We start from the raw sequence: 23,018 nt of genomic DNA on the forward strand, positions 1-23,018 counted from the left end.
GTGGCTCCAGGTCGCGGGCACCTACCTGCGAAGCGGCTCCGAGTACTGACGGCGATCCGCTCCGGGCGAACCGCAGACCGTCGGCGGCGGTTGCCCGGCTGTCAGCGGTGCGCGGATCGGCCCCCGTGCCGGAACCGGACGGCGGAGCACGACCAGTAGGACGGCCAGTCCGACAGTGCCGATGAACATCTTCCGCCGCCACAATGCCGTCTCCAGCGCGTCCAGTGGCAGGTCGGCGCGCATGCGGGTCGTCGAAGCCGTCGCCCGAGCCCTGAACACCAGCCTCACGGCGCCCGCTGGGACGCCTCCTGCGCCCTCGCCGCCCTGGCGGCGACCAGCTCACGACCGTCTCCTCGCCGACCTTCCCCGCGGCTACGCGCCTTTGTTCGGCCGCGCCGACCTCACCACCGCGGCTTGACCCGGACCGGGCAATGGCCGTCACCGCTACCGTGCGTCACCCAAACGGGCAGCACCGCGCATTCACAGCGGCCACCACGCCAGGTGCAGGGTCGACCTGAACGCTTGGTCGGGCGGGGTCGCGAGTGCGTTCTGATGGGAGTCACCTCTGCCCGTGGATGCTGGATGGGGGGCGGTGTCGAGGGCGTCGCGCAGGGCGTACAGGTCGGCGATGGTGGCCAGTTCGGCAAAGCGGGCCAGCAGCCGGCGGACGGTTCGGTCGTCGCCGTCGTGCACAGCCTCGATGATCGCCTCGATCAGGTCCGCCTGTCCGTCCCGGGCCGCCTCCGGTACTGCGGGCACCGCTCTTCCATTTCCGCCTCCCTGCGCGGTGTCGCTGGGTACTTCTGACGCGCGGCGGCGGCTCGGGGGGTGCCGCCGCCGCGCAGCGGGAGACTACCTCACTCGCGGGCGCCGCAAAATCTATGCGCGCCGGAGTAGACATTGCCCATGGGTGGGTCTAACGTTTCTCTCGTAGACAGCAGTCGGCGATACCGGCCAGACACGAACTGGCCGGGGTTGTTGGACAGAAGTTCGCAGTTCGGTCCGGCAGTGGAGTTCCGAAGCCAGGCAGGTGCAGGACGGCGACGGGACTGGCTGCCGGACCGGGCGGCCCGCAGGCATCAGGGGCCGCCACCAGTGGTACCGAGCAGTAAGCAGTTCAGTGAGTGCAGTACCAGCAGTACCAGCAGTACGAAAGTGACAGTTCAGCACAACGGATGAACGGAGGGCGCAAGCGCCATCAGGATCGCCCGGCCCGTGAACCTTCGCCCGGGCGGACACCGCAGACCCCAACGCAAGGACGGTGGTTTCCGGTCACGCATACGCGATCCCCGCACAGCCCCTCCCCTGGGGCAGTTCGGAAGTAACAGAACCGGCCCAGGCCGGTAGATGGTGTTGTTCCCCTTCGGGGCCCCGGGAGCCGACATGGCCCCGGGGCCCCTCGACGCGTTCTCCCCGAGAACCAGAGAGGTGCAGTGACTACAACGACCAGCCCCAACACACCCGACAAACTCGACGACGACGACTACCCCGCCTACACCATGGGCCGCGCCGCCGAGATGACCGGCACCACCCCCGGCTTCCTACGGGCCCTCGGCGAACACCGCCTCATCACCCCCCTACGCTCCGATGGCGGCCACCGCCGCTACTCCCGCTACCAACTGCGCATCGCCATGCGCGCCCGCGACCTCGTCAACCAGGGCACCCCCATCGAAGCCGCCTGCCGCATCATCATCCTCGAAGACCAACTCGAAGAAGCCCTACGCCTCAACGAACAGCTCCGCCGCACCCAACACCGCCAGGAACCCACCACGGACACCTGATCCGCCCGGCAACTGGCCACAGCTCCTTCCAGCCGTACGGCCACGCCGCAGGGGCCAGACCGGGGGACGGCCTCGCACTGCACGCTCCGGCCGTCGCCCCGGACGGCAACACCCCAGCGCGGCACAAGAGGTGGTGGCTGGAGGGCGCGGCCTGACTGGACGCCGCCGGCCAGGTGCTCGGGATGGTCCGCTCAGAGAGGGCGCCACCACCCGGGGCCCCGGTACCCTCCGCCCGCCCGCTGTGCCCTTCGTCTAGGACTGGGACGACGAGCAGGCCGAGCAGTACCAGCGGCGCAGCCGCGAGCGCTTCGCCCAGCTCGTCCGCGAAACCGCCGCACACCGCGACCGGCTCATCTGACCTCGCTCGTACGCGCCCCGCAGCTCCGACTGGACGTAGTCGATCACCTACGGTGACTTCGAACCCGCGGTGGCATTCCTGGGCTCGCTCCTGCTTCTGGTCACTCTCCGCGACGAGAAGCAGGAGCGGGCCGCCGCAGTGGGCCCCTCCATCCCGGCAACGGAACCGTCCCCCGGTCGGCGGCGTCCCCGATTGCCGGTCAGAGGACGGCTCGGCCGCGACCACCACGCGCTCACCAGCGCTGGAATCGGCGCTTGACCTGCGACGACCCCTTGGCGCGGCCAAGGGCGGCCCGGGGCGAGACTGAGGGAAACCCCTCCGCACGAGCCTTTGAGGCGATCACCATGCCGACCTCGACCCACGACCGTGGCCGCGTCTACCGGCGCTGCGGGAGCCGCGATACCCAGCGTCGACAGCTCGGCGCCCGCTGCCCATTGCTGGCCTCCGATCCCGGCCATGGCACCTGGACCTACGCCGTCGACGTCCCCTGGCCTGACCAGCGCCGCCACACCGTACGACGCGGCGGCTACCCCAACGAGGACGCCGCCCGCAACGACCTCAAGCGTTTCCTCGACGGCCACGCCTACGGCTACAACCCCGACCCCCGCCAGACCCTCGGCGACTACCTGATCGCCTGGCTCACCGCCCAGGAACTACGACTCAAGCCCACCAACCTCGCCCGCTACCGCGCCTACGTCCACCAGAACCTCATCCCCGCCCTCGGGTACGTCCCCCTCGACGACCTCGCCTACGAACACATCGACCACTACGCACGCGCCCAGCTCAAAGCCGGCCGAGGCCGCGTCACCGTCCACCGCATCCTCGCCACCCTCTCCAGCGCCCTCGGCGCGGCCGTCACCCGCCACCGCCTCGGCCGCAACCCCGCCAAACCCGCGATCATCCCCCGCCCGCCCACGCCGGAAGGCCGGATCTGGACCCCGACGAAGCGGTCCGTTTCCTCGACTACACCCACGAGCACGACCCGCTGTTCGCCCACCTCGTCGAGCTGATCATCAACACCGGCATGCGCCAGGGTGAAGCCATCGGGCTGCACTGGGACGACGTCCACTTCGATGAGGGCGTCCTGTTCGTCCGCTACACCCTCTCCTCCGTCGACAACCATTACACCGTCCTCACCGCCCCCAAGACCCCCAGCAGCCTCACCTGGATCGCCATCAACGAACCGAGCCCGCCGCGCCCTCGAAGACCAGGCTGACCACCACTTCCTCGGCCTCGCCATCCCCGCCCACGGCTACGTCTTCCAACACCACGGCCGCCCCCTCGACCCTCACTACGTCCTCAACCACTTCCACAAACTGTGCGACCAGGCCGGCGTCCCCCGCATCGCCGTCCACGACCTGCGCCACCTCGCCACCGCCCTCGCCCTCAACGGCGGCGTCCCGTTCGTGATCGTCTCCAAGACCCTGCGCCACCGCACCCTGTCGACCACCGCGAACATCTACAGCCACCTCACCCGCCAGGCAGCCCGCGAAGCCGTCGACGCCATCGCCCGACTCCTCGACAGCGCCGAACTCGCCCTCCACACCACCCAACGAGCGGACCGGCCACGGAATCTGATCGCCCAGTTCCGCGACCACCTCGCGACCACCTCACCAACCGCCAACGCCGAACCCACCGCGAACGCCCAGCTCACGCACCCATTCCGCTGTGACCGGTGCGACCACCATGCGACCACCAGCTGACAAAACGCCAGAAAGGCCGCTCCCGCCAGAAGCGGAAACGGCCTACGACCTGCGAAAACGCTGGTCGGGACGACAGGATTTGAACCTGCGACCCCTTGACCCCCGGCGGTCGAACGGGTGTCTGCCTGATGTTCACCAGTTCGAATCACACAGGTCAGGGCCCATCACGTCCAACCCGCATGACGCCTGATGCCACCTCATGACGCGCAATCCGTGAGAGGCGCGTGAGAGGCAGTGCGCGAGCGGGAGTTCGAGAGTGATCTGCCTCACACCCCGATTGTAGCGCTCGCCAGCTCTCCCACAGTGCCTCGCACCGTTTCCAGCCCGTGTGCATGAGTGCTCGACGCCCGGCCAGACGATCCGGAATCGCTCACCGTTGGCAGGAGCATCCGCAAGCCCCGATCGAGGCGGGATTTTCGGATCTCACCTTCGCCGTTTCAGCGCACGTGCCACGCGCGGGAGTTCTTCGTGGAGCAGCCGGCCGGTCAGTGCGCCGCCGTACACGACGGCGCCGACGCCGACGAGCCAGGACTGGATGACCAGGACGGTGCCGATCGGTCCGTAGGCGAGGGTGTTGGTGGCGATCAGCGGCGAGAAGACGAGCCGGGAGAAGAGTCTCAGGCCGAGCAGCCCGACGGTCGTGGCCACGGCGCCGGGCAGCAGGGCGCTCCATCGGACCCGTCCGCCGAGCAGCAACCGCTGTGACCACCAGAGGAACAGGGTGGCGCTCAGCACTGCGGCGAGGCCGCCGGCCGGGGTCTGCCGCCACAGGGTTGTGGTGGCGGACAGGAGGAGGAGCCCGATGAGGGCGGCGAGCCACACGAGGTGCCGCCACCTGGCCCACCAGCGGGCCGGTGGTAGGCCCCAGACCTTCTCGTAGGTGGTCTGCACCGCCGCCCCGAAAGAGAGGCCGAAGACGGCGAGGGCGGCGAGGCTGAACGCCGTCGTGGTCCGCAGTGTCTGGCCGGGCAGGGCGATCAGCTGCTCGACCTTCTTCCTGGAGGGCGCCGACACGCCGAGTCCTTCGCCCAGCCATTGTGCGAAGCCCTGTCCGTGCGCCGGATCGGCCGCAGAAATGACGATCAGCAGCGGCACGAGCGTAAGGAACCCGAGCGCCGCGAAGCCGAGCGACCGCTGCCACAGTTCGAGAGTGCTGCCCTGCCTCCATCCGCGTCCGGCCGGCGAACGGCGGACTAGCCGGCGCAGTCGCCCGAACAGGGACGGACGGCCTTCGGCATCGGGAGACTGCATCGGCATGGATGTTGACTACCACGGTCGATGCCGTCGCCGAGCAAATGGCGCGGCCAGAGTGGAGTCGGGGCAGCGACGTGCCCCGCGCGCCACGGCGGGCCTGCGGGGCGCGGTGATCAGTGCTTGAAGGCGTCCTTGATCTTCGCTCCGGCCTGCTTGGTGTTGCCCTTGACCTGGTCACCGCGGCCTTCGGCCTGCAGGCGCCGGTTGCCGGTGACGCGGCCGACGGTCTTCTTGGTGCCGCCTTTGACCGCTTCGGCCTTGTGCGCGATCTTCTTGGCGATACTCATCGGGGCTGCCCTTCCAAGGTGGCGGCCGCTTCGGGGCGGTGGCCCGTCAGTGGTCTGCGCATGTGGTGGCGGCGATCTACCGGTGGGCGGCTCGGTGCCCGAACGGGTGCGTCCAGCTCCGATGACCGTCGCCGGGGCTGGGATGCGGGTCGTCTGGAGGTGAGTCGTTCCGTTGTGCGGCGGTCTCCGCGCGGGCGGTGTCGCGTTGGCCGATCAGGTCGTCGCGCTCCCTGCCGGCGGCGGTTTCACGGCGGGACTCCTTGAGCCCGTGGCGTGCGGCGCGGCCCCGGCGAGAGGTGCGGCGCGCACCGGCCAGGAGCAGACTCAGTCCGAACATGGCCAGGGCCCCGACGATGATGCCGTACAGGAACAGCGTGCCGGTGGAGCCGGTGACGTGGTAGCCGAATACCTCGAACCCGCCTGTGAGCGCGTGTCCGCTGCCAGTGTTGGTGAGAATGCCCGCCACACCGACGACTACCGCGGCGACCAGGATGATGAGCCCGATGATGATGATCATGGGGCGCTCCGGAAATTTTTGCTGCAGACCCGCAGTAGAACCGCACCGCCCGGGATACCAACGCGAACAGGGACGGCAGGATCGACCGGGGTAGGGCCCATGCGCGCGGACACCCTGGGTTGTCCACCCACACGTACCCGCCGTTCCAGCTCGGCCGGTTCCCCGCCGGGCGGCCGGCGGTGAGACCATGAAAAAGCGGCTAACATGCCGCCGACCATTGCGCCTCGGAACGAGGAATGATCATGGTCAAGGTCCTTTTGGTGCTGTTGTGCCTGGTCCTGCCGTTCCTGGCAGTACTGATCAAGGACGGGCCGAGTATCAAGGTGCTCTGGGCCTTCCTCCTTCAGTTGTGCGGCCACGTGCCCGGGGTCATCTACGGCATCTACCAGGTGGTCAAGGACTGAGGCCCCGCTCCCAGAACAGGCACTCCGCACGCCGGGTTGGCACCCATGTCACGACACGACAACGAACACCGGCACACAAGCGCAACTGACGAGAGCAGGCCCGCCACCGGTGGCGCCGGTCCTGCCGAGAGTCCGACCGATCTGCCCACGAGGTCGTGGTGGGGCGTCCTGAAACGCACCACCAAGCAGTTCAAGGCCGACAGTCTCAGCGACGCGGCAGCCGCGCTCACCTACTACGGCCTGCTGGCGATCTTCCCCGCTCTGCTCGCGCTGGTGTCGATCCTGGGGCTGGTCGGCAGCTCCGCCACCAAGCCGCTGCTCGACCACATCCGCAACCTCGGCCCCGGATCCGCCCGCCAGATCCTCACCACCGTCGTGCAGCAACTCCAGAGCGCCCAGGGCAAGGCAGGCATCGCACTGGCCATCGGGATCGCACTCGCCCTGTGGTCCGCCTCCGGCTACGTCGCGGCCTTCATGCGCGCCGCCAACAACGTCTACGGCATCGACGAAGGCCGCCCGCCCTGGAAGACCCTGCCCACCCGGCTAGCCCTGACCATCGTCCTCGTCGTGCTCCTCGCCCTGACCGCTACCGGTGTCGTCTTCACCGGCACCCTGGCCACCAAGACCGGGAAGATCCTCGGAGTCAGCGAAAACGCCGTACAGGTATGGGGTATCGCCAAATGGCCCGTCCTCATCATCGTCGTCATCGCGATGGTCACCCTGCTCTACTGGGCCGCTCCCAACGCCAAACGACCGAAGCTACGCTGGATCCTGCCCGGCAGCCTGGTCGCCGTGGCCCTGTGGATCATCGCCTCCGGCGCGTTCGCCCTCTACGTCGCCAACTTCAGCAGCCTCAACAGCACCTACGGCAGCATCGGGGCCGTGATCCTCTTCCTCCTCTGGCTCTGGGTCTCCAACCTCGCGATCCTGCTGGGCCTGGAGTTCAACTTCGAACTGGAACGCGGACGAGCCATCGCAGCCGGTCACCCACCCGAGGAAGAGCCGCACCCCGAACCCCGCGACACCCGCAAACCACCACCCGACCCCCCACAAGATCACGACAGACCCCGTCACTGACTCCCGCTCCTCCTCGCCGCCGGAGGAGGAGCGGGAGGGCGGGCCGAGGCAGGAGAGAGAGGAAGGGCTGGATCGGGTCCGAGGCCGCCACGATCGGTGGTGAAGGAGATCGGGTGATGGCATCCGAGGCGCGACGGGCAACTGCGGCATCCCCATTGCCGTCCAACGAGACGGAGGAAGGCCGGGACGCGGGGGGTGGCGGCAGCCCGGGCTGCATCCACGGCATGCCCGCACAGGTGGGTGACAGCGGTTGCGGTCTTCCGCCGCACCGCGGCCGGGCAGATGCTGGTTCAGCGCGTCGGGCGTCGGCCTGAGCGCCGGGACCAGCGGATGCCGGCGTAGGCCATGTCGGCGACGAAGAGAATGATCGCGATCACGAGGAGGAAAAACCATCCGTTGGCGACGGCGCCCATGATGCCCAGCACGATCGCGACGATAACCAGAGCCAGGATCAGGACCATGACGAGCCTCCTCGGCCGCGTATGGGCGCTCAACGGCGGGCGAGCTGCCGCTCGCCGCCGAGCTCACATTGCGCTGCCGCTACACGGCGGTGGTGAGGTCGGCGCGGCCAAACAGGAGCGCGTAGCCGCGGGGCAGGTGGGCGAGGAGGCGGTCGGTGAGCCGTTCGCCTGCGAGGTCCGCCAGGGCTGCCAGGACGGAGGAGGCGTCCCACCGGGCTGCGGTGAGGCTGGTGTTCAGGGTGCGGGCGACGGCTTCGACGAAGGGAGCTGCGACGGGTTCGGGCAGCGGGATCTGGAAGGCGAAGGTGGCGCGGGCCTGGCCTGGCAGTGCTGCGGCGAGGTCGCAGCGTTCGTCGCCGGTGAGCTGGGAGCCGAGCACGGCGAGGACCGCGTCCAGGACGCGTTCGCGATATCAGGCTCGACGACCTCGGCTACCCCCACATCGCCGGCCTCGTCCACACCCAACTCGCCCGGGACGGGGCCGCGTCACCGTCCACCAGATCCTCGCCATCTTCTCCAGCGCACTCGGAGACGCCGTCCGACACCACCGCCTGGCCACCAACCCCGCCCGGCCAACCGTCATCCCCCGCCCAGCCGCCGCCGAACGCCACATCTGGACGACGAACGAAGCCGTCCACTTCCTCCGCTACTGCCACGCCGTCGACCCGCCCTTCGCCGACCTCGTCGAGTTCCTCATCGGCACCGGCATGCGCAAAGGCGAAGCCCTCGCGCTCCACTGGAACGACGTCCACCTCGACCACGGCCCCCGCACCCGCCGGAGCCCCCGGCGGTGGTCTCGTCTTTCACCGCCCCGACCGCCGGTCGCTCCACCCCGAATATGTCCTCAACCACTTCCACGTTACGCAAGTCGGGACGACAGGATTTGAACCTGCGACCCCTTGACCCCCAGCACCACAAGGCCGATCTCCGAATCGCCGGTGCTCCACTCCCCGAATCGGATCGGCATTTCGGCGATCCGCATGTCCCGACTGGCCGTCCGGTGGTTCCTCTCGACCTGGAACGAGTATCCGTTGGACCAGAACCCAACCTCCGAAACGTCGCGACAGGCCGACCAAGACCCAAGGCGGAGCCCTGGCCAGCCTGTCACATAACAGACTTACACGATCTTTTTGTGCGGGTTTAACCCCACGGGCCCAACCGGAGTGTCCGGGCGACCCTGCACAGCCTGGCGTCGGCGCCGTCCTGCTCGAATCGGTTGAACCCGAACCCCGGACGTGAATCCGGCGTCCAACAGCAGCAGTTCACCGGCAGAGAGCCGGGCGTCGGCCGGCGCGACCGGCGGGGTCAGAACGTGGTCGTCACGGTGGCGCCGGTGAGGGCGGTGGTGGCGTGGAGGGTGATGTAGTTCCAGCCGGCCGGGGGGTTGGTGATAGTGAGGGTGTGCGGGCCGTTGCCGGTGGCGGAGGCGGTGCTGACGGTGCTGTCGGCCCAGGTGGTGGGGCTGTAGTAGAGGTCGGTGGTTCCGGTGCCGGGGGTGGACGTGATGGTGAGGTTCTTGGTTCCGGCAGGGATGTCGATGTAGAGGTAGCTGTTGTCCCGGGCGGCGGCGGTGAGGTTGGATCGGCTGCAGTTCTGAGCCAGGCGGCGGGTGTCGTCAGCGGTGCACTCGGCGGTTGAAGCACCGACCGCAACCGTCTGGTCGGCGGTTGCGGTGGCGCCGGCCTTGTCGGTGACGGTCAGCCGGACGTGGTAGCTGCCCGGCTTGGCGTAGGTCTTGGTCGGATTGGCATCGGTGGAGGTGGTGCCGTCGCCGAAGTCCCACTTGTGAGCGCTGATCGCCGCGGCGTCTTCGGTGGTGTCGGTGAGCGTGACGTTCAGGCCGTTCGCCTTGGCGGTGAACGTGGCGGTGAGCGGCTTGCCGGTGGCGTTGCACGCACCGGCGGCGCACTCCTTGAGCCACTTGGCCCAGTCAGCGTCGTAGCTGGTGCCGATGGAGTTGATCAGGCCGAGTGCGGCTTTGTAGTCACCGGATCGGTAGTGGCCGAGCAGGGCGTCGATGTCGGAGCGGTGGTTCTCCATCATGTAGCGCACCGCGAGGTAGCCCCAGGGGTAGATCCGGTCCGTGCCGCTGTTGTAAGTGTTGGCGAAGACGGTGCTGAGCGGGTAGCTGCCCTTGGCCGCATCGGCGACCGCCGCGGTGTCGGTCACGCCGCGGTAGCCGTAGGACTCGTACTCGGCGAAGCCTTCGATCCACCAGATGGTGCCAGGGGTGGCGGTTGTGGCGGCGAAGTCGCCGGCGGTGTTGAACCGGCCGTCCAGGTAGTGGGTGTACTCGTGGTTGAGGTTCCAGATCTGGAAGCTCGGGCGCAGCCAGTCGGCTTCGTAGGCGACGAACCGGGCGTGGTTGTCCGGCTTGGAGGGGTCGCCTTCCTCGTAGATGCCACCGTTGTTGGTGTCGACGCCGAAGATGACGTTGGCGTAGGTCTGGTAGTCGCTGGTGGAGTGGAAGACGTCCACCTCCATGGCGCTGTTGTGGTCGTCGGACAGCGGGCCGGGGTCCTTGGCGAGCTTGTGGAAGTAGGCGTTCTCGCCGGTGAGGCTGTCGCAGGTGCTGAGGAGCTGCTCCTTGGTGAGCGCCTGGGTCACGATGTGGATCGTGCCGCACTGGTAGTCGATGGTCAACACGGCCTTCTTGAGCCGGTTGGGGAGGTCGCAGGTGCCGTAGTCGGAGCAGTTGTTCTGGTCGTTGTCGTTCGCCTGGGCGGCGATGCCGACCCAGAGGGGTGCGGTGGGGCCGGTCATCGAGGACTTGGCCAGCAGGTTCTTGATCATCGGGCGGACGGTGGGGGTCAGGGTGCGGTCCTGGAGGAACCGGGCCAGCTCGGTCCCGGCGTTGGACGCCAGGTAGCTCTGCGGTCCGCCCAGGAGGCCGAGGTTGTTGTTGGCGAAGGTCTCGAGGGTGGTGAGGATGGAGGGGTCGGCTTCGGTGGCGGTGACGAAGTCGGGGTTCTGGTGGCCGCGGAAGAGGACGGTGTAGACGTTGTTGACCGCGGTCAGCATGTTGTACGAGTTGTTGTACGAGCTGTTGTAGCCGGTGAGCAGCTTCTTGAGGACGGGCAGGTAGCGGGCGTTCTGGCTGGCGCTGTCGATCAGGGTGACGGCTTCCGAGAGGACGGCGCCGTTGGCGTCGGTGGCGTCCAGGCTGTGGGCGTTGGCGTAGAAGGAGTCCAGGGCGGACTGGACCGCGGTCTGCAGAGCGCTGCCGTAGGTACCGACGTCGGATTTGTGGTTCCACTGCACGTAGTAGCCGGCCCGAAGGTAGAGCACGAGCTCCAGGACGTGGGTGCTGTTGTCCCCCGGGTAGCTGCGGGAGGCGGCGGCCAAGGCGTCCGCCACCGTGGTCATCTGCGACTCCTGGAAGGCCAGGTGTGCGTCTGAACCGGTGACGTTGAACAGGCCGTTGATGCAGTCCGGGCCGGCGGACTGGATCGCCTGGATCAGGGCGCCGCCGGTGTTCGTTGTGAAGGCGCTGGTGGAGCAGGCGGCGGCGCTCGCCTTCGAGCCGCCTACCTCCCCGGTCGTTGCCTTCGACCTTGCCGCGGCGGACCTTGTCGGGCTGCCGTAGTTCTGCTGCTGTGCCTCGGTGTTGGACGGCAGAGGTCGACGGTCCTTGGGACGCACCCGCTTCGCGTCGTCCTGGACGGCGTCGGTGGCCGACTGGGGTGCCAGACCTGGGCGGGGAGCGTCGGCCTTGGCTTCGGGGGACGGGCTGGTGAGCCCCGCGTGAGCGTTGCCCGGCCCGTTGGCGGCGATCCCGACCCCGGCGGTCAGCGCGAGGGCGGCGGCTATCAGGAGCTTGGGCAGCTTGTTGCGGGCGTGCGCGGCTTTCATGGGTTCTCCTGGTGTGGGGGCAGCACCGTGCGGCGCGGCCTCGTGGGGAAGGTGCGCGATCAGGTGATGCTTCGTCAATTTTCTTGGCACAGTCGGCCGGTGTCGGTTGCGTGGCGCCGAGCCGACGGCTGGTCCCGGCCGATCGCAGGCTCGGCGATGAGTCGACTGACAGTCAGTTCGGGGATCGTCCGTGGCGGGACAGGGTGCCGACGATGACGCTCGCCGCTACCGAAGTGCCCACCGGTACAGGGACGTTGTCGCGCCCGCGTGCCACTCTTTTGCCGGTCATGTGCTCTCCTCGTCGGCAGATGGGGTGGTTTGCTGCCGACGTATGGGAGATCAGGCGCGGGGCTGCGGATAACGGAAAGTGTGCGAGATCTTCAGGATGGCTGGGCGCAGGTGCCCGGTCCGAAGCGTTCGACCGCAGGTAGGAGGCGTTCTGGTTGGGTGTCAACTTCTCCACCGTGAAAGGCCGATATGGCAGACGGGCGTCACTTGTTGTGAGGCGGTCCCCCATGTCGAGTGGCCGCCACTGCTGCCACCCCTTCAGGCCATTCGTCACGGCAGGCGAGCCGGACGCAGCGGCACGAGCGATCACCGTCCCACAGACCCAGCCCTACCGGCCGGGGGGACCTCCCGCTTACGGGCCGCTTCGAGACGCCTGCTGCGGCGGCGGCCGGCCAGGGGGAGCGGGGATCGGGAGTTACACCGTTCTTTTGCAGGAGCCAGTCGAGTGCTTGGTTCCGATGGCGGCGCCTCGATTCACACGGTGGGCAGTGGTTTCGACTCGCGTCGGCGAGACGATCACATCACGTTGGACCACGCAGTCGAGTGACGGCTACGGGGCGCGGAGCGCTTCTCGACAGCTCCCGGTCTCTCATATCCGTCGAGCTCAGAGGGCGTGACATGATTCTGGCGTGGCTCTTGTGACTGGCTCTGAGTACTTTCCGCCCACCGACCGCGTCGCTCTGGTTGAACTGTTCGCTGCTGCGCGAGTGGGGCGGGGTGGGGCGGCAGTCGTTCGCGGCGAAGCAGGTATCGGGAAGACCACATTGCTGCGCCATGTCACTGACGGGCTGGAGGGTGTACGACTGCTGTGGGTGAACGGGGCCGAGTTCGAAGCGGACTTCGCCTACGCTGCGGTGCACCAGCTCACTCGCTCGTTGCACGGCCGAATCGAACGGTTGCCCTCCGCCCACCGGGAGGATCTGGCCGTGGCCATGGGGCTGCGGGATGGTGGCACACCGAGCCGCTTCACTGTCGGCCTCGGCCTGTTGGGTCTGCTGTCCGACGCCGCGGGCGAGGAGCCCGTGGTGTGCGTCGTGGACGACGCGCAATGGCTGGATCGGGCATCGGCGCAGGTGCTGGCGTTCATGGCCCGGCGGATCGCGGACGAGCCGATAGCGATCGTTTTCGGAGTCCGCGACCCGCACGTTGTCGGGGAACTCGAAGGGCTGACGGCGCTGACGTTGTCGCGGTTGCCCGACCAGGCGGCCCGGGTTCTGCTCTCCTCCAGCCTCCCGGGTCCCTTGGACGAGCGGGTTCGCGAACGGATCCTCGCCGAGGCGCGCGGAAATCCGCTCGCGTTGCTGGAGCTGCCGCGCCGACTCGGCCCCGCCGGTCTGGCCGGCGGGTTCGGGCTGCCGACCCCGGTCTCACCGGCCAACCGCATCGAGCGGAGCTACCAGGAGCGAGTCTCTCAACTCTCGTGGAGCGCACGCACGCTGCTTCTCATCGCGGCCGCGGAGCCGACGGGTGATCCGGGTCTGCTGTGGCGGGCGGCCGACTTGCTGGGTGTGGGACCGGAAGCCGGGGCCGAGGCCGAAGCGACGGATCTGATCGAGTTGGGCGGGCAGTCCCGGTTCCGGCACCCGCTGGTGCGCTCGGCGGTGTACACGTCCGCCTCATCGGCCGAGCGACGCCGCGCCCACGGAGCACTCGCTGACGTCACCGATCCGCTGACGGCGCCCGACCGGCGTTCGTGGCACCGGGCACAGGCCGCATCCCGCCCCGATGAAGAAGTCGCGGCCGATCTGCTGCGCTGCGCGGAGCGCGCACGGAGCAGGGGCGGTGCCGCGGCCGAGGCCGCGTTCCTGGAACAGGCCGCAGCCCTCACTGCCGATCCTCGTCTACGGGCCGGACGCAGCCTCGCCGCGGCGCGGGCCGCGCTGGAAGCCGGCTCCTTCGAGAGCGCGGTCACTCTGGTCGAGGCGGCCGAAAGCGGTCCGATCGACGGCACGGGCCGGGTGGAGGCCGAACTCGTGCGCGGCCAAGCAGCGTTCTTCCGCGACGGCGCGGCCGACGCGGTCAGTCATCTCGTCAGGGCCGCAGGCCTCGACCCCCGCCGGGCCCGGCTCCACCTGCTGGACGCCCTGCAGGCGGGACTCGTCGTCGGCCGCTCCTCCCCCGCCGCACGCGACGCACTCGAAGCGGCCCGGCGGGCACCCGCCGCGCTGGGGGAGCGCTCCACCGGCGACGAACTGCTCGACGCGCTCGTCGCCTACCTCGACGGTGACCTCGCCGTGGTGCCCGGGCTGTTGGAGCTGCTGTCGGACGTCACCGATCCGCTCTGGGCGCGCCGCCTGTCGCTCGCGGCCCTGCTCGCCGTCGAACTGTGGGACGTCGCCCTGGAGGAGCAGCTCGCCACCCGGGCCGTCGAGGCCGCCCGCGTCGGCGGAGCGCTGGTGATCCTCCCGGTCGGGCTCTGGATGCAGGCGATGGCGGCCGTCCAACGCGGTGACCTGGTCGCCGCCTCGGCCCTGAACAGCGAGGCCGACGGCATAGCCGAAGCGACCGGAGTCCCTCCCCACTGGTACGGCCGGCTTTACGCCGCCGCGCTACGGGGGAAGGCCGCCGAGGCGCAGCCTCTGATCGACCGGGTCCTGGCCGAGTCGCACGCGCGGCGCAAGGGCATGCTGACGGCGACCGCCCATGCGGCGGCTGCGCTCTACGCCAACGGGGTCGCCGACCACCGGGCGGCGCTGGCATCGGCCCGGTTGGCCCTCGCGGATGGCGAACTGGGGGTCTCCAGCCTCGCGCTGCCCGAACTGGTCGAGGCGGCCGTGCGGTGCGGCGAGGACGGCATCGCCCGCGAGGCGTTCGCACGGCTGTCGGATCACGCGTCCGCGGCAGGCACCGACTGGGCGCTGGGCGTGCGTGCGGGCCTCGCCGCTCAGCTGTCCGACGACCCGGAGCCGCTCCACGCCGAGGCGGTGACCAGACTGGGCGCCGCCGGTCTGCGGTCGTGGCACGGCCGGGCTCTTCTGCACCAAGGGGCGTGGCTGCGCCGTGACGGCCGTCGCCTGGAGGCGCGTGACGCGCTGCGCGCGGCCCACGAGTTGTTCACCGCGATCGGGGCGGAGGGATTCGCTGAACGGGCACGGGTCGAGCTGGCTGCCGCGGGTGAACAAGCCAGGTCCTCCACGCTCGGTGTCATGGAGATGTTGACGGGCCAGGAGTTGAACATCGCCAGGCTCGTGGCGACCGGAGCAACCTCCCGAGAGGTCGCGGACCGTCTGTTCCTCAGCCCCCGCACCATCGATGCCCATCTGCGGAGCGTCTTCAAGAAGCTCGACATCACCTCCCGCCGCCAGCTCGCCGACGTGCTCGGCCGGGCGGCCTAGCATCCCGGCCGGCTCCCCCGTTCCCGCTGGTCAACGGCCTGGGAGCCCACTCGATGCGCGCAGCCGACTTTCGCTGCGTCGGGTTGCTCGCACGGCGGGCGTCCCGCCATCGACCGGCGGGGCCCGCACGCGTGCTTTCCGGTTCTCGCTCCGCTGCTGGTTCGTGACCGGGCCCGGGGCTTCCGTCCTCCTCTCGCCCACACGTCTTTCACCGCGCCCACACCCGGGCGCCGCTCCCACTGCCTCGGGCTGTGGCGGAGCCTGGCCCCCGGACGCGAGCTGCGACCGGTGGACCGCCGCCCCGGCTCTCAGCCGATGCCCGCGGTCGATGCCAGGTGACCGGTCGTGCTCCTCTCTCCGCTGTCCCTCCGACGCCCCGCACACCGAGCAGTGCCGTAGGGATCGAACGCGAGGCGGTGGCCGATCCTCTGCCGCGGGATCGCGCGACACCGAGCCGAGCACGGCCCACGGCCGTGCAGCATCGCCCCAAGCCCTCGGCACCCGTCACCGAGCGACTTAGGCAACCCTCTAGGCGACTTTCACCGAAGAGGGACCGAGGCCCGCCGGACGAGACTCAATCCCATGGACAACACGCCCTCGGGCATCGATTGGGCCGCTCCCGTCGTCGCCCGTCGTGAACTGCCGATCAGCGCCCCGGCCACTGCCGTCTGGGATCTGCTGACCTGTGTGCCCGACTGGCCGTGCTGGCAGCCGGACATCGCCGAGGCCCGGGCGCTGACCCCGCCGACGCCGGGCGCGGTGTTCCACTGGCAGACCGCCGGACTGGACATCACCTCCACCGTGTACGTGGTCGACGCACCCCGCCTGATCCTGTGGGGCGGCCTGTCCCAGGCCATCACCGCGATCCACCAGTGGACGTTCACGCCCTCGACAGGAGCGACTCTCGTCGCCACGGAGGAGTCCTGGGACGGCGCGCACGTGCGAACCGACCCCGCGGGGATCAGGCAGGCACTCGACCAGTCCCTGCTCCAGTGGCTCCTCCATCTGAAGTCCGCCGCCGAGCGCACCACGCGCTGAACGCCGCCCGCGCTCATTTCCCACCGGCCCGCCAGGAGCCCCCATGCGCAAACCACCTCACGGTGCCGTCCTCGCGGTACTGGCCGCTGCCCAGTTCACCGTCATGCTCGCCACCTCGATCGTGAACGTCGCGCTGCCGCAGATCCGCGACGGTGTCGGGCTCTCCGACACCGCCACCACCTGGGTGGTCAACGCCTACGGCCTGGCCTTCGGCGCGCTGCTGCTCGCCGGCGGGCGCGCCGCCGACCTGCTGGGCCGGCGCCGCGTGCTGCTCGTCGGCCTGGGCACGTTCGGGACCGCCTCCGCCACCGCCGCACTGGCCGCCTCGCCCGGCGTCCTCACCGCCGCCCGTGCCGTCCAGGGCGCCGGCGCGGCGGCCGTCGCCCCCGCCGCCCTCGCCCTGGCCATGGGTCTCCATCCACCGGGCCCCGGCCGGAACAAGGCGCTCGCGGTCTGGGGCGCGGTGTCCGGTGCGGGAGGCGCGGCGGGAGTGATCCTCGGAGGGCTTCTGACCCAGGCCTGGGGTTGGCCGTGGATCTTCCACACCGTGGCGATCGGGACGTTCGCGGTCCTGGCGGCGACGGTCGCGTTCGTCCCGTCCGCCGCCCGCGGAGAGGCGGCCAGGTTCGACCTCGGCGGCACCGCCGCCAGCGCCCTGTCCCTGACCGCCCTGGTGTGGGGCCTGACCACGGCCCGCCGCTTCGGCTGGACCGACACCCGCGTCCTCGCCGCGTTCGCCGCCGCCACCGCGCTCGCGCTGATCTTCCTGCGGGTCGAGCGCGGCAACCCGGCCCCGCTGGTGCCACCACGCCTGTTCGCCGGCGGGGGCGTGGCGGCCGGGAACCTGTTGATGGGCCTGTTCGGCTCGACGTGGATTGCACTGTTCTTCTTCCTGCCGCTCTACCAGCAGCAGGTCCTCGGCGAAGACCCGCTGACGACCGGACTCGGCCAACTCCCGCTCGCCGGGGCGAACATGCTCGGCGCCGCACTCGCCCCGGCCCTCACCCGGCAGGTGGGCAACCGAGCCGCGGTGGTCGGGGCCCTGCTGACCGAGGCGGCCGGGATGCTGTGGCTGTCCCGGATCAGCGCCGACGGAAGCTTCCTTACCGACATCCTCGGTCCCAGCGTCCTCGTGGGACTCGGCCTGAGCATCGCGTTCGTGCAGCTGACCGCCCTGTCCGTCGAAGGTGCCACCGGAGCGGACGCGGGCCTGGCGGGCGGCCTGGTCAACACCACCCGGCAGGTCGGTGGCGCTGTCGGGCTCGCGGTCCTGGCGACCGTCGCGGGAACCGTCACCGCTCACGCCACCGGGCACCAGCCCCACCCGGAGGCGTTGACCGCCGGCTACCGCACCGTCTTCGGCATCTGCGCTGCCGTCCTGGCCGCCACCGCCCTGCTCGCGGCCCGCCTGGCCCGGCGCACCCCTGCCGGCCTCGCGGCCACCGGGGTCTCTGCTCCACAACCCGCCGGCCGCGCCCGGCACTGACCACCTGACCGCCCGCACTCCACCAGCACACCTATCGAGAGGAACCGCCCGTGCTCACCATCGACAAGACCGCGCCCGTCATCGTCCGCCTGTCCAGCGAGATCGACGCCCCGCTGGAGACCGTCTGGTCCCTGCACACCCGCATCGACGACTGGCCGGTCTGGAACACCGACATCGACCAGGCCCGGCTGGAGGGACCGCTCGCCGAAGGCGCCTCCTTCACCTGGCGCACTCACGGACTGGACATCACCTCCACCGTCCACGAGCTCGTGCCAGGCGCCCGGATCGTCTGGGGCGGCCCGGCCAACGGCATCGAGGGCGTCCACGTGTGGACCTTCGAGCAGAGCGGCGACCGGGTGCTCGTCCGCACCGAGGAGTCCTGGAGCGGCGCACCCGTCGAGGCCGCGGCCGACCAGCTCCGCGACGCCCTGCAAACCTCCTTGGAGGGCTGGCTCATCTGCCTCAAGAACCGTGCGGAGAGGCGCTCCTGACGCCAAGTCGCCCACACCGCGCCTACCCCGTCCCCTGCACCACCGCACCGAGAGCACAAGGAACCGACCATGACCGCCAAGCCCTTCCTGACCGGCCACTACGAGCCGGCCGCCGACGAACTGACCGCCACCGAACTCACCGTCGACGGCTCCCTGCCGCCGGAACTGACCGGCCGCCTGATCCGCAACAGCCACAACCCCAAGCCCGGCGTCACCCCCACCCACTGGTTCAAGGGCAGCGGCATGGTGCACGGCATCCGGCTGCGCGAGGGCCGCGCCGAGTGGTACCGCAACCGCTGGGTGCGCACGCCCGCCCTGGACGGCGCGCCCTACATGACCGAGAACGGCCCGGACCTGACCGCCTCCGCCGCCGGCACCCACGTCATCGAGCACGCCGGCCGGCTGCTCGCCCTGTGCGAGGCGAACTTCCCCTTCGAACTCACCAGGGACCTCGACACCGTCGGCCCCTTCGACTTCGACGGCAAGCTGCGCAGCGCGATGACCGCCCATCCCAAGAGCGACCCGGTCACCGGCGAGCTGCACTTCTTCGGCTCCTCGCCCTTCCCGCCGTTCCTGACGTACTACATCGCCGACGCGGACGGGCACGTCACCCACAGCGCCGAGATCCCCGGCGCCACCGCCTCCCTGAAGCACGACTTCGCGCTCACCCGAAACCACGTGGTCTTCGTCGAGGGCACCGTGACCTTCGACCCCACCGAGCACTCCGGCATCCCCTACTCCTGGCAGGACGCGCAGCCGGCCCGGATCGGCGTCATGCCGCGCGGCGCCGGCGGCGCGGGGAGCATCCGCTGGCTCCCCATAGAGCCGGGCAACATGCTGCACGCCGCCAACGCCTACGAGGACGCCGCGGGCCGCATCGTCCTGGAGGGCCCCACCGTCGACCGCGAGGGCTTCCAGCTCTCCTGGAACTGGTGGGTCGGAGCTCCCGGCCGCGGCAGCGAGCCCAACACCCGCTCCTACAACCGTCGCTGGGTCATCGACCTGGCCGCCGGCCGTGTCGACGAACGCGTCATCGACGACCTGGCCATCGAGTTCCCCACGCTCAACGAGGACTTCCTCGGCGTCGAGAACCGCTACCAGTACGCGATCTCCTTCCCCGACCAGCACGGCGTCGGCGGCTACGGCGTCGTCAAGTACGACCGCAGCACCGGCGAGCGCCGCATCCACCAAGCGGGCGATGCCCGGTTGCCCAGCGAAGCCGTCTTCGTCCCGGCGGCCGGCGCCACCCGAGAGGACGACGGCTACCTCCTCACCGTCGTCTCCGACCTCAAGCTGGACGCCTCCCAACTGCTGGTACTCGATGCCTCCGGCCTCGACCGGATCGCCACCGTCCACCTGCCCCGCCGGGTCACCGCCGGCATCCATGGCTCCTGGATCCCCGACAGCACCCTCTGACGAACTCCCGGGGGAACGGCCCGCCGCCCCCGGCCCTCCAGCAGACCCGCCCCTCCACGAAAGGGCACTGCCATGCGTACGCCCACCGCAGCCAAGACCGCGGCTGTCACCTTCGCCCTCCTCCTCGCCGCATCCCCCGCCGCCTCCGCTCTCACCACAGACCGCCCCGTCACGGCAGCCGCGGCGCCCGCGAAGCACCCGGCGGACGTGCGGATCGACGAACAGGCCCCGGTCATCACCCGCACCGACGTCCTCATCCACGCCCCGCTGCACACCGTCTGGAAGATCCAGACCGACGTCGAGAACTGGCCCGCCTGGCAGCCGAACGTCGAGAGCATGGCCAAGGACACCCCCGGCCGCCTGCGCCCCGGCTCGGTGTTCCGCTGGAGCACCGAAGGCCTCGACATCACCTCCACGGTCAAGCAGGTCGACCCCGGCAGGCGCCTCGTCTGGGGCGGCCCCGCCCAGGGCATCACCGCCGTCCACGTCTGGACCTTCACCCCCGCCCCCGACGGCGTCCTCGTCCACACCGAGGAGTCCTGGACCGGCGAGCCGGTCACCGCCAACCAAGCCGTACTCCAGGCCGCCCTCGACAACTCCCTGCACAACTGGGTCACCAACCTCAAGCGCGAGGCCGAGGCCGCTCGGTAACCCACCCGTCCTCCTCGGCCGGACCCGGCAGATGGCCAGGTCAGGGCGAGGAAAAGGCGGTATCGCCTCTGATGTGCACAGTGGCGCAGCGTTACGGAGTTCATCGATATTCGTCCCACAGTGACATCTACAGCCGAATCCACCGCGTCGCGGTAGGTGAAGGAGGGGCCACCTGTCGCACGCACTGCCGGCCGGTGAATGCACGGCTCAGGCGAGTCGGCACACCAAGGTCGCCGAGCTGATTCAGTTGGCCCGGTAACGGGAGGCGAGTTGGGGGCTCTGTCCTCCGAAGGCGGCGAGGTCGGCCTGGAAGACAGCGTCGAGGAGGCCGGCGTCTTCCAGGCCCGGGGCGCAGACGACCTCGCCGAGCTCGAGGCCGCGCAGGCCGGCGGTGACGACGTCCTCGGCGCTCATGCGGGGCACGACGCTCATGTCGAGGCCCTGGCGGGTGTGGAACTCGGTGGCGACGACGCCGGGGCACAGCACCTGGACCTGGACGCCGGTGTCCTCCAGCTCGGCGCTGAGAGTCTGGGACATGGCGACGAGGTGGGCCAGGGAGCCGGTGTAGACGGCGCGGCGGGGCATGACCGACTTGTCGGCGGGCCCGCTGAAAGCGATCATCCCAGCCACGTTGATGATCTTCCCCTCGCCGCGTTCCTGCATGCCGGCGACGGTGGCGCGGGTGAGCATGGTGGGGGCGACGACCTTGACGTGGACGAGTTCGCGGGCCTTGTCGGCTGGCAGTTGGGCCAGCGGCATGTAGTGGGCGACGCCGGCATTGTTGATGAGCATGGTCAGCGGCTCGGTGGCACAGATCTCGGCGACGGTCTCGACGCCGGTGTCGGTGGACAGGTCGGCGGCGACGGCGCGGACGGTGACCTCGGGGTGGGCGGCGGCGAACTCCTCCAGGCGGTCCTTGTTGCGGCCGACGATGACCAGGTCGTAGCCGTCCGCGGCGAGGCGTTCGGCGAAGGCCTTGCCGATGCCGGAGGTGGCGCCGGTGACGAGAGCGAGCTTGCTCATTGGAGCGGTTCCTTTCGCGTGGTGGCCTGAGCGGCCGGGGTGGGGTTGTGGTGGAGCCAGGTGTGTTCGGCGCGGTGCTGCTCGGCGACGGCCTCGGGCAGGTCGTCGCCGAGGTGGTGATCTTCGACCGTGTAGCCCTGGCGGTTCAGGTGCCAGGCCAGGACCCGGTAGGAGGGCCGGTAGCCGGCCAGCTCAGCCGGGTCGACCATGAGCCCGGTGCCCGTCAGACGACCACCGTGCCGGGGCGCAGACCTTCGAGGAGGCAGTCGGCCAGCTGCAGGACGTCATCGTCGGTGCGCGGGCACAGGCAGACGAGGTCTCAGGCGATAGCTGGCTCCGGGGATCCGCGGCGCCGGGCCCATGTGTGCAGGGGAAGGCCGGCGACGGCGATCGCGGTGGCCATGGGCAGGCCTTGGTCACCGAACCCGGTGAACCCCACGACGGGCCGTGCAGGGAATCGTGCTTGTGTCATGCCTCCACGGTCCGCCGGGCACGGATGAGCAGCCAGCAGTCCCGTTTTCCTGGGAATGGCAGTACCAGGCTGGTAAACGACTCATTTGCCACAATCGACGGTATGGCAACCACGGAACTCGGCGCGGCCCTGCGTCACTGGCGTGATCAGGTCTCGCCCCAGGCCGTCGGTCTGCCCGGCGGGGGCCGCCGACGTGCCGCCGGGCTGCGCCGCGAGGAGCTGTCGCAGTTGGCCGGCATCTCCGCCGACTACATCATCCGGCTGGAACAGGGCCGCGCCACCAGCCCCTCGCCCCAAGTCGTCGAGGCCCTGGCCCGCGCCCTGCGGCTCACCCAGGACGAACGCGCCCACCTGTTCCGCCTGGCCGGCCTCACCCCGCCCGGGCCCGGCATGGTTCCGCGGCACGTCACTCCCGGCGTCCACCGCATGCTGGACCGCTTGGCCGGCACGCCCGTCGCCGTCTTCGACGCCGCCTGGAACCAACTGCTCGCCAACCCCCTCTACACCGCGCTCATGGGCGAATGGCACGGCGACGACCTCAACGGCGTCTGGCGCAACTTCCTCACCCCGGACCATCGCGTGCGCCATACCCCAGAATCCAGGGGCGCACTGCAGGCATCCCTCGTCGCCGATCTGCGCCGCACCGCCGGACGCTACCCCGACGACCCGAACCTCAAGGCCCTCATCGCGGACCTGCGCCAACGCAGCGCCGACTTCGAAGCCCTGTGGGAGTCGGGCACCGTCGGCGAGCACCAGGCCGCCCGCAAGACCGTCGACCACCCCTACGTGGGCACACTGACCCTGGACTGCGACATCCTCAGCGTCGCCGGCAGCGATCTGCGCATCGTGGTCTACTCCACCCAGCCCGGCACCGAGGACGCCGAGCGCCTGGCGCTCCTGAACGTCATCGGAACGCAGACCCTCGTCGGGTATGGGGCGAACCCCTGTCGGGACGACAGGATGTGAACCTGCGCGCCCTTGACCCCAGCGTTCGAGCGGGCGCCCCACCCATGTTCATCAATTCGAAGTCAGCAAGCAGGTCAGGGGCTTTCCCGTCCAGCCTCCGTGACGCTTGAGACCGCCTCGTCCCACCCAGGCCGTGAGAGGCAGCGCACCACCGGGAT

Annotated in this window: 23 protein-coding genes; 13 read left to right on the forward strand and 10 right to left on the reverse strand. The window is 69.9% G+C overall.

All coding sequences use genetic code 11. The features are described 5' to 3' along the window. Positions 1-480 precede the first annotated feature (480 nt). Complete coding sequence (locus tag ACZ3TI_RS38415) at positions 481-759, reverse strand: hypothetical protein (protein WP_465734809.1); 279 nt, start codon at positions 757-759, stop codon at positions 481-483. A 740-nt stretch (positions 760-1,499) separates the two neighbouring features. Here ACZ3TI_RS38415 and ACZ3TI_RS38420 point away from each other — a divergent pair. The 4 genes from ACZ3TI_RS38420 (at position 1,500) to ACZ3TI_RS38435 (ending at position 3,842) form a co-directional block, all read left to right on the forward strand. Continuing rightward, positions 1,500-1,781: a helix-turn-helix domain-containing protein gene (locus ACZ3TI_RS38420; RefSeq protein ID WP_465734859.1), complete on the forward strand. Its 282-nt coding sequence runs from the start codon at positions 1,500-1,502 to the stop codon at positions 1,779-1,781. Between the two features lie 702 nt (positions 1,782-2,483). Continuing rightward, a complete protein-coding gene (locus ACZ3TI_RS38425) occupies positions 2,484-3,149 on the forward strand; it encodes a tyrosine-type recombinase/integrase (RefSeq protein WP_465734811.1) in 666 nt (221 codons plus the stop codon). After that, a complete protein-coding gene (locus tag ACZ3TI_RS38430; protein WP_465734861.1) occupies positions 3,125-3,355 on the forward strand; it encodes a tyrosine-type recombinase/integrase in 231 nt (76 codons plus the stop codon). The genes ACZ3TI_RS38425 and ACZ3TI_RS38430 overlap by 25 nt, the downstream gene beginning before the upstream one ends. 22 nt (positions 3,356-3,377) lie before the next feature. Continuing rightward, positions 3,378-3,842: a tyrosine-type recombinase/integrase gene (locus ACZ3TI_RS38435; RefSeq protein ID WP_465734863.1), complete on the forward strand. Its 465-nt coding sequence runs from the start codon at positions 3,378-3,380 to the stop codon at positions 3,840-3,842. Positions 3,843-4,265: 423 nt separating this feature from the next. Here ACZ3TI_RS38435 and ACZ3TI_RS38440 read toward each other — a convergent pair whose 3' ends face one another. The 3 genes from ACZ3TI_RS38440 to ACZ3TI_RS38450 all read right to left on the reverse strand — a co-directional run bounded on the left by ACZ3TI_RS38440 (position 4,266) and on the right by ACZ3TI_RS38450 (position 5,900). Beyond that, on the reverse strand, positions 4,266-5,099 hold the full coding sequence (locus tag ACZ3TI_RS38440) for a YhjD/YihY/BrkB family envelope integrity protein (RefSeq protein ID WP_465734813.1): 834 nt from the start codon (positions 5,097-5,099) through the stop codon (positions 4,266-4,268). 110 nt (positions 5,100-5,209) lie between these two features. Next, a complete protein-coding gene (locus tag ACZ3TI_RS38445; RefSeq protein ID WP_465734815.1) occupies positions 5,210-5,383 on the reverse strand; it encodes a CsbD family protein in 174 nt (57 codons plus the stop codon). 76 nt (positions 5,384-5,459) lie between these two features. Continuing rightward, positions 5,460-5,900, reverse strand: coding sequence for a hypothetical protein (locus ACZ3TI_RS38450; RefSeq protein ID WP_465734817.1), 441 nt, complete (start codon positions 5,898-5,900; stop codon positions 5,460-5,462). 242 nt (positions 5,901-6,142) lie between these two features. On the opposite strand from ACZ3TI_RS38450, the gene ACZ3TI_RS38455 reads away from it, so the two are divergent. Both ACZ3TI_RS38455 and ACZ3TI_RS38460 read left to right on the forward strand, forming a co-directional pair. Further along, a complete protein-coding gene (locus ACZ3TI_RS38455) occupies positions 6,143-6,304 on the forward strand; it encodes a YqaE/Pmp3 family membrane protein (RefSeq protein ID WP_179852711.1) in 162 nt (53 codons plus the stop codon). Positions 6,305-6,349: 45 nt separating this feature from the next. Then, positions 6,350-7,381: a YihY/virulence factor BrkB family protein gene (locus tag ACZ3TI_RS38460; RefSeq protein WP_465734819.1), complete on the forward strand. Its 1,032-nt coding sequence runs from the start codon at positions 6,350-6,352 to the stop codon at positions 7,379-7,381. Between the two features lie 290 nt (positions 7,382-7,671). On the opposite strand, the gene ACZ3TI_RS38465 is transcribed toward ACZ3TI_RS38460, so the two are convergent. The 4 genes from ACZ3TI_RS38465 to ACZ3TI_RS38480 form a co-directional block, all read right to left on the reverse strand. Then, positions 7,672-7,842: a hypothetical protein gene (locus tag ACZ3TI_RS38465; protein ID WP_465734821.1), complete on the reverse strand. Its 171-nt coding sequence runs from the start codon at positions 7,840-7,842 to the stop codon at positions 7,672-7,674. A 79-nt stretch (positions 7,843-7,921) separates the two neighbouring features. After that, positions 7,922-8,239, reverse strand: a complete 318-nt coding sequence (locus ACZ3TI_RS38470) for a DUF2267 domain-containing protein (RefSeq protein ID WP_465734865.1) — start codon at positions 8,237-8,239, stop codon at positions 7,922-7,924. Positions 8,240-8,273: 34 nt separating this feature from the next. Then, entirely contained in the window at positions 8,274-8,603 is a 330-nt protein-coding gene (locus ACZ3TI_RS38475) for a hypothetical protein (RefSeq protein WP_465734823.1), read from the reverse strand. Between the two features lie 544 nt (positions 8,604-9,147). After that, positions 9,148-11,694, reverse strand: coding sequence for a collagenase (locus tag ACZ3TI_RS38480; protein ID WP_465734825.1), 2,547 nt, complete (start codon positions 11,692-11,694; stop codon positions 9,148-9,150). 917 nt (positions 11,695-12,611) lie between these two features. Between ACZ3TI_RS38480 and ACZ3TI_RS38485 the strand changes: the two genes are divergently transcribed. From ACZ3TI_RS38485 to ACZ3TI_RS38510, 6 genes are all read left to right on the forward strand, one after another. Continuing rightward, positions 12,612-15,317 (forward strand): ATP-binding protein, encoded by a 2,706-nt coding sequence (locus ACZ3TI_RS38485; protein WP_465734827.1) that lies wholly within the window; start codon positions 12,612-12,614, stop codon positions 15,315-15,317. Positions 15,318-15,899: 582 nt separating this feature from the next. Next, positions 15,900-16,355, forward strand: a complete 456-nt coding sequence (locus ACZ3TI_RS38490; RefSeq protein ID WP_465734829.1) for an SRPBCC family protein — start codon at positions 15,900-15,902, stop codon at positions 16,353-16,355. A gap of 43 nt (positions 16,356-16,398) precedes the next feature. After that, positions 16,399-17,841, forward strand: a complete 1,443-nt coding sequence (locus ACZ3TI_RS38495) for an MFS transporter (protein ID WP_465734831.1) — start codon at positions 16,399-16,401, stop codon at positions 17,839-17,841. 50 nt (positions 17,842-17,891) lie between these two features. Next, the gene (locus ACZ3TI_RS38500; protein WP_465734833.1) at positions 17,892-18,332 is read left to right on the forward strand and encodes an SRPBCC family protein; all 441 of its coding nucleotides are present in this window, start codon (positions 17,892-17,894) and stop codon (positions 18,330-18,332) included. 69 nt (positions 18,333-18,401) lie between these two features. Next, positions 18,402-19,748, forward strand: coding sequence for a carotenoid oxygenase family protein (locus ACZ3TI_RS38505; RefSeq protein ID WP_465734835.1), 1,347 nt, complete (start codon positions 18,402-18,404; stop codon positions 19,746-19,748). 72 nt (positions 19,749-19,820) lie between these two features. Further along, positions 19,821-20,399 (forward strand): SRPBCC family protein, encoded by a 579-nt coding sequence (locus ACZ3TI_RS38510; protein ID WP_465734837.1) that lies wholly within the window; start codon positions 19,821-19,823, stop codon positions 20,397-20,399. Positions 20,400-20,642: 243 nt separating this feature from the next. On the opposite strand, the gene ACZ3TI_RS38515 is transcribed toward ACZ3TI_RS38510, so the two are convergent. After that, entirely contained in the window at positions 20,643-21,422 is a 780-nt protein-coding gene (locus tag ACZ3TI_RS38515; protein ID WP_465734839.1) for an SDR family NAD(P)-dependent oxidoreductase, read from the reverse strand. Continuing rightward, a complete protein-coding gene (locus ACZ3TI_RS38520; RefSeq protein WP_465734841.1) occupies positions 21,419-21,631 on the reverse strand; it encodes a hypothetical protein in 213 nt (70 codons plus the stop codon). Before ACZ3TI_RS38520 ends, ACZ3TI_RS38515 begins: the two co-directional genes overlap by 4 nt. Positions 21,632-21,996: 365 nt before the next feature. Here ACZ3TI_RS38520 and ACZ3TI_RS38525 point away from each other — a divergent pair, with 365 nt between their 5' ends. Next, entirely contained in the window at positions 21,997-22,860 is an 864-nt protein-coding gene (locus ACZ3TI_RS38525; RefSeq protein ID WP_465734843.1) for a helix-turn-helix transcriptional regulator, read from the forward strand. Positions 22,861-23,018: the final 158 nt, after the last annotated feature.

This window comes from Kitasatospora sp. NPDC023120, from assembly GCF_055560835.1.

Bases quoted from the DNA above. Each gene is read 5' to 3' on its own strand.
- ACZ3TI_RS38420 (WP_465734859.1), top strand. From the start codon at position 1,500: ATGGGCCGCGCCGCCGAGATGACCGGCACCACCCCCGGCTTCCTACGG.
- ACZ3TI_RS38425 (WP_465734811.1), top strand. From the start codon at position 2,484: ATGCCGACCTCGACCCACGACCGTGGCCGCGTCTACCGGCGCTGCGGG.
- ACZ3TI_RS38440 (WP_465734813.1), bottom strand. From the start codon at position 5,099: ATGCCGATGCAGTCTCCCGATGCCGAAGGCCGTCCGTCCCTGTTCGGG.
- ACZ3TI_RS38445 (WP_465734815.1), bottom strand. From the start codon at position 5,383: ATGAGTATCGCCAAGAAGATCGCGCACAAGGCCGAAGCGGTCAAAGGC.
- ACZ3TI_RS38450 (WP_465734817.1), bottom strand. From the start codon at position 5,900: ATGATCATCATCATCGGGCTCATCATCCTGGTCGCCGCGGTAGTCGTC.
- ACZ3TI_RS38455 (WP_179852711.1), top strand. From the start codon at position 6,143: ATGGTCAAGGTCCTTTTGGTGCTGTTGTGCCTGGTCCTGCCGTTCCTG.
- ACZ3TI_RS38460 (WP_465734819.1), top strand. From the start codon at position 6,350: ATGTCACGACACGACAACGAACACCGGCACACAAGCGCAACTGACGAG.
- ACZ3TI_RS38465 (WP_465734821.1), bottom strand. From the start codon at position 7,842: ATGGTCCTGATCCTGGCTCTGGTTATCGTCGCGATCGTGCTGGGCATC.
- ACZ3TI_RS38480 (WP_465734825.1), bottom strand. From the start codon at position 11,694: ATGAAAGCCGCGCACGCCCGCAACAAGCTGCCCAAGCTCCTGATAGCC.
- ACZ3TI_RS38490 (WP_465734829.1), top strand. From the start codon at position 15,900: ATGGACAACACGCCCTCGGGCATCGATTGGGCCGCTCCCGTCGTCGCC.
- ACZ3TI_RS38495 (WP_465734831.1), top strand. From the start codon at position 16,399: ATGCGCAAACCACCTCACGGTGCCGTCCTCGCGGTACTGGCCGCTGCC.
- ACZ3TI_RS38505 (WP_465734835.1), top strand. From the start codon at position 18,402: ATGACCGCCAAGCCCTTCCTGACCGGCCACTACGAGCCGGCCGCCGAC.
- ACZ3TI_RS38510 (WP_465734837.1), top strand. From the start codon at position 19,821: ATGCGTACGCCCACCGCAGCCAAGACCGCGGCTGTCACCTTCGCCCTC.
- ACZ3TI_RS38515 (WP_465734839.1), bottom strand. From the start codon at position 21,422: ATGAGCAAGCTCGCTCTCGTCACCGGCGCCACCTCCGGCATCGGCAAG.
- ACZ3TI_RS38520 (WP_465734841.1), bottom strand. From the start codon at position 21,631: ATGGTCGACCCGGCTGAGCTGGCCGGCTACCGGCCCTCCTACCGGGTC.
- ACZ3TI_RS38525 (WP_465734843.1), top strand. From the start codon at position 21,997: ATGGCAACCACGGAACTCGGCGCGGCCCTGCGTCACTGGCGTGATCAG.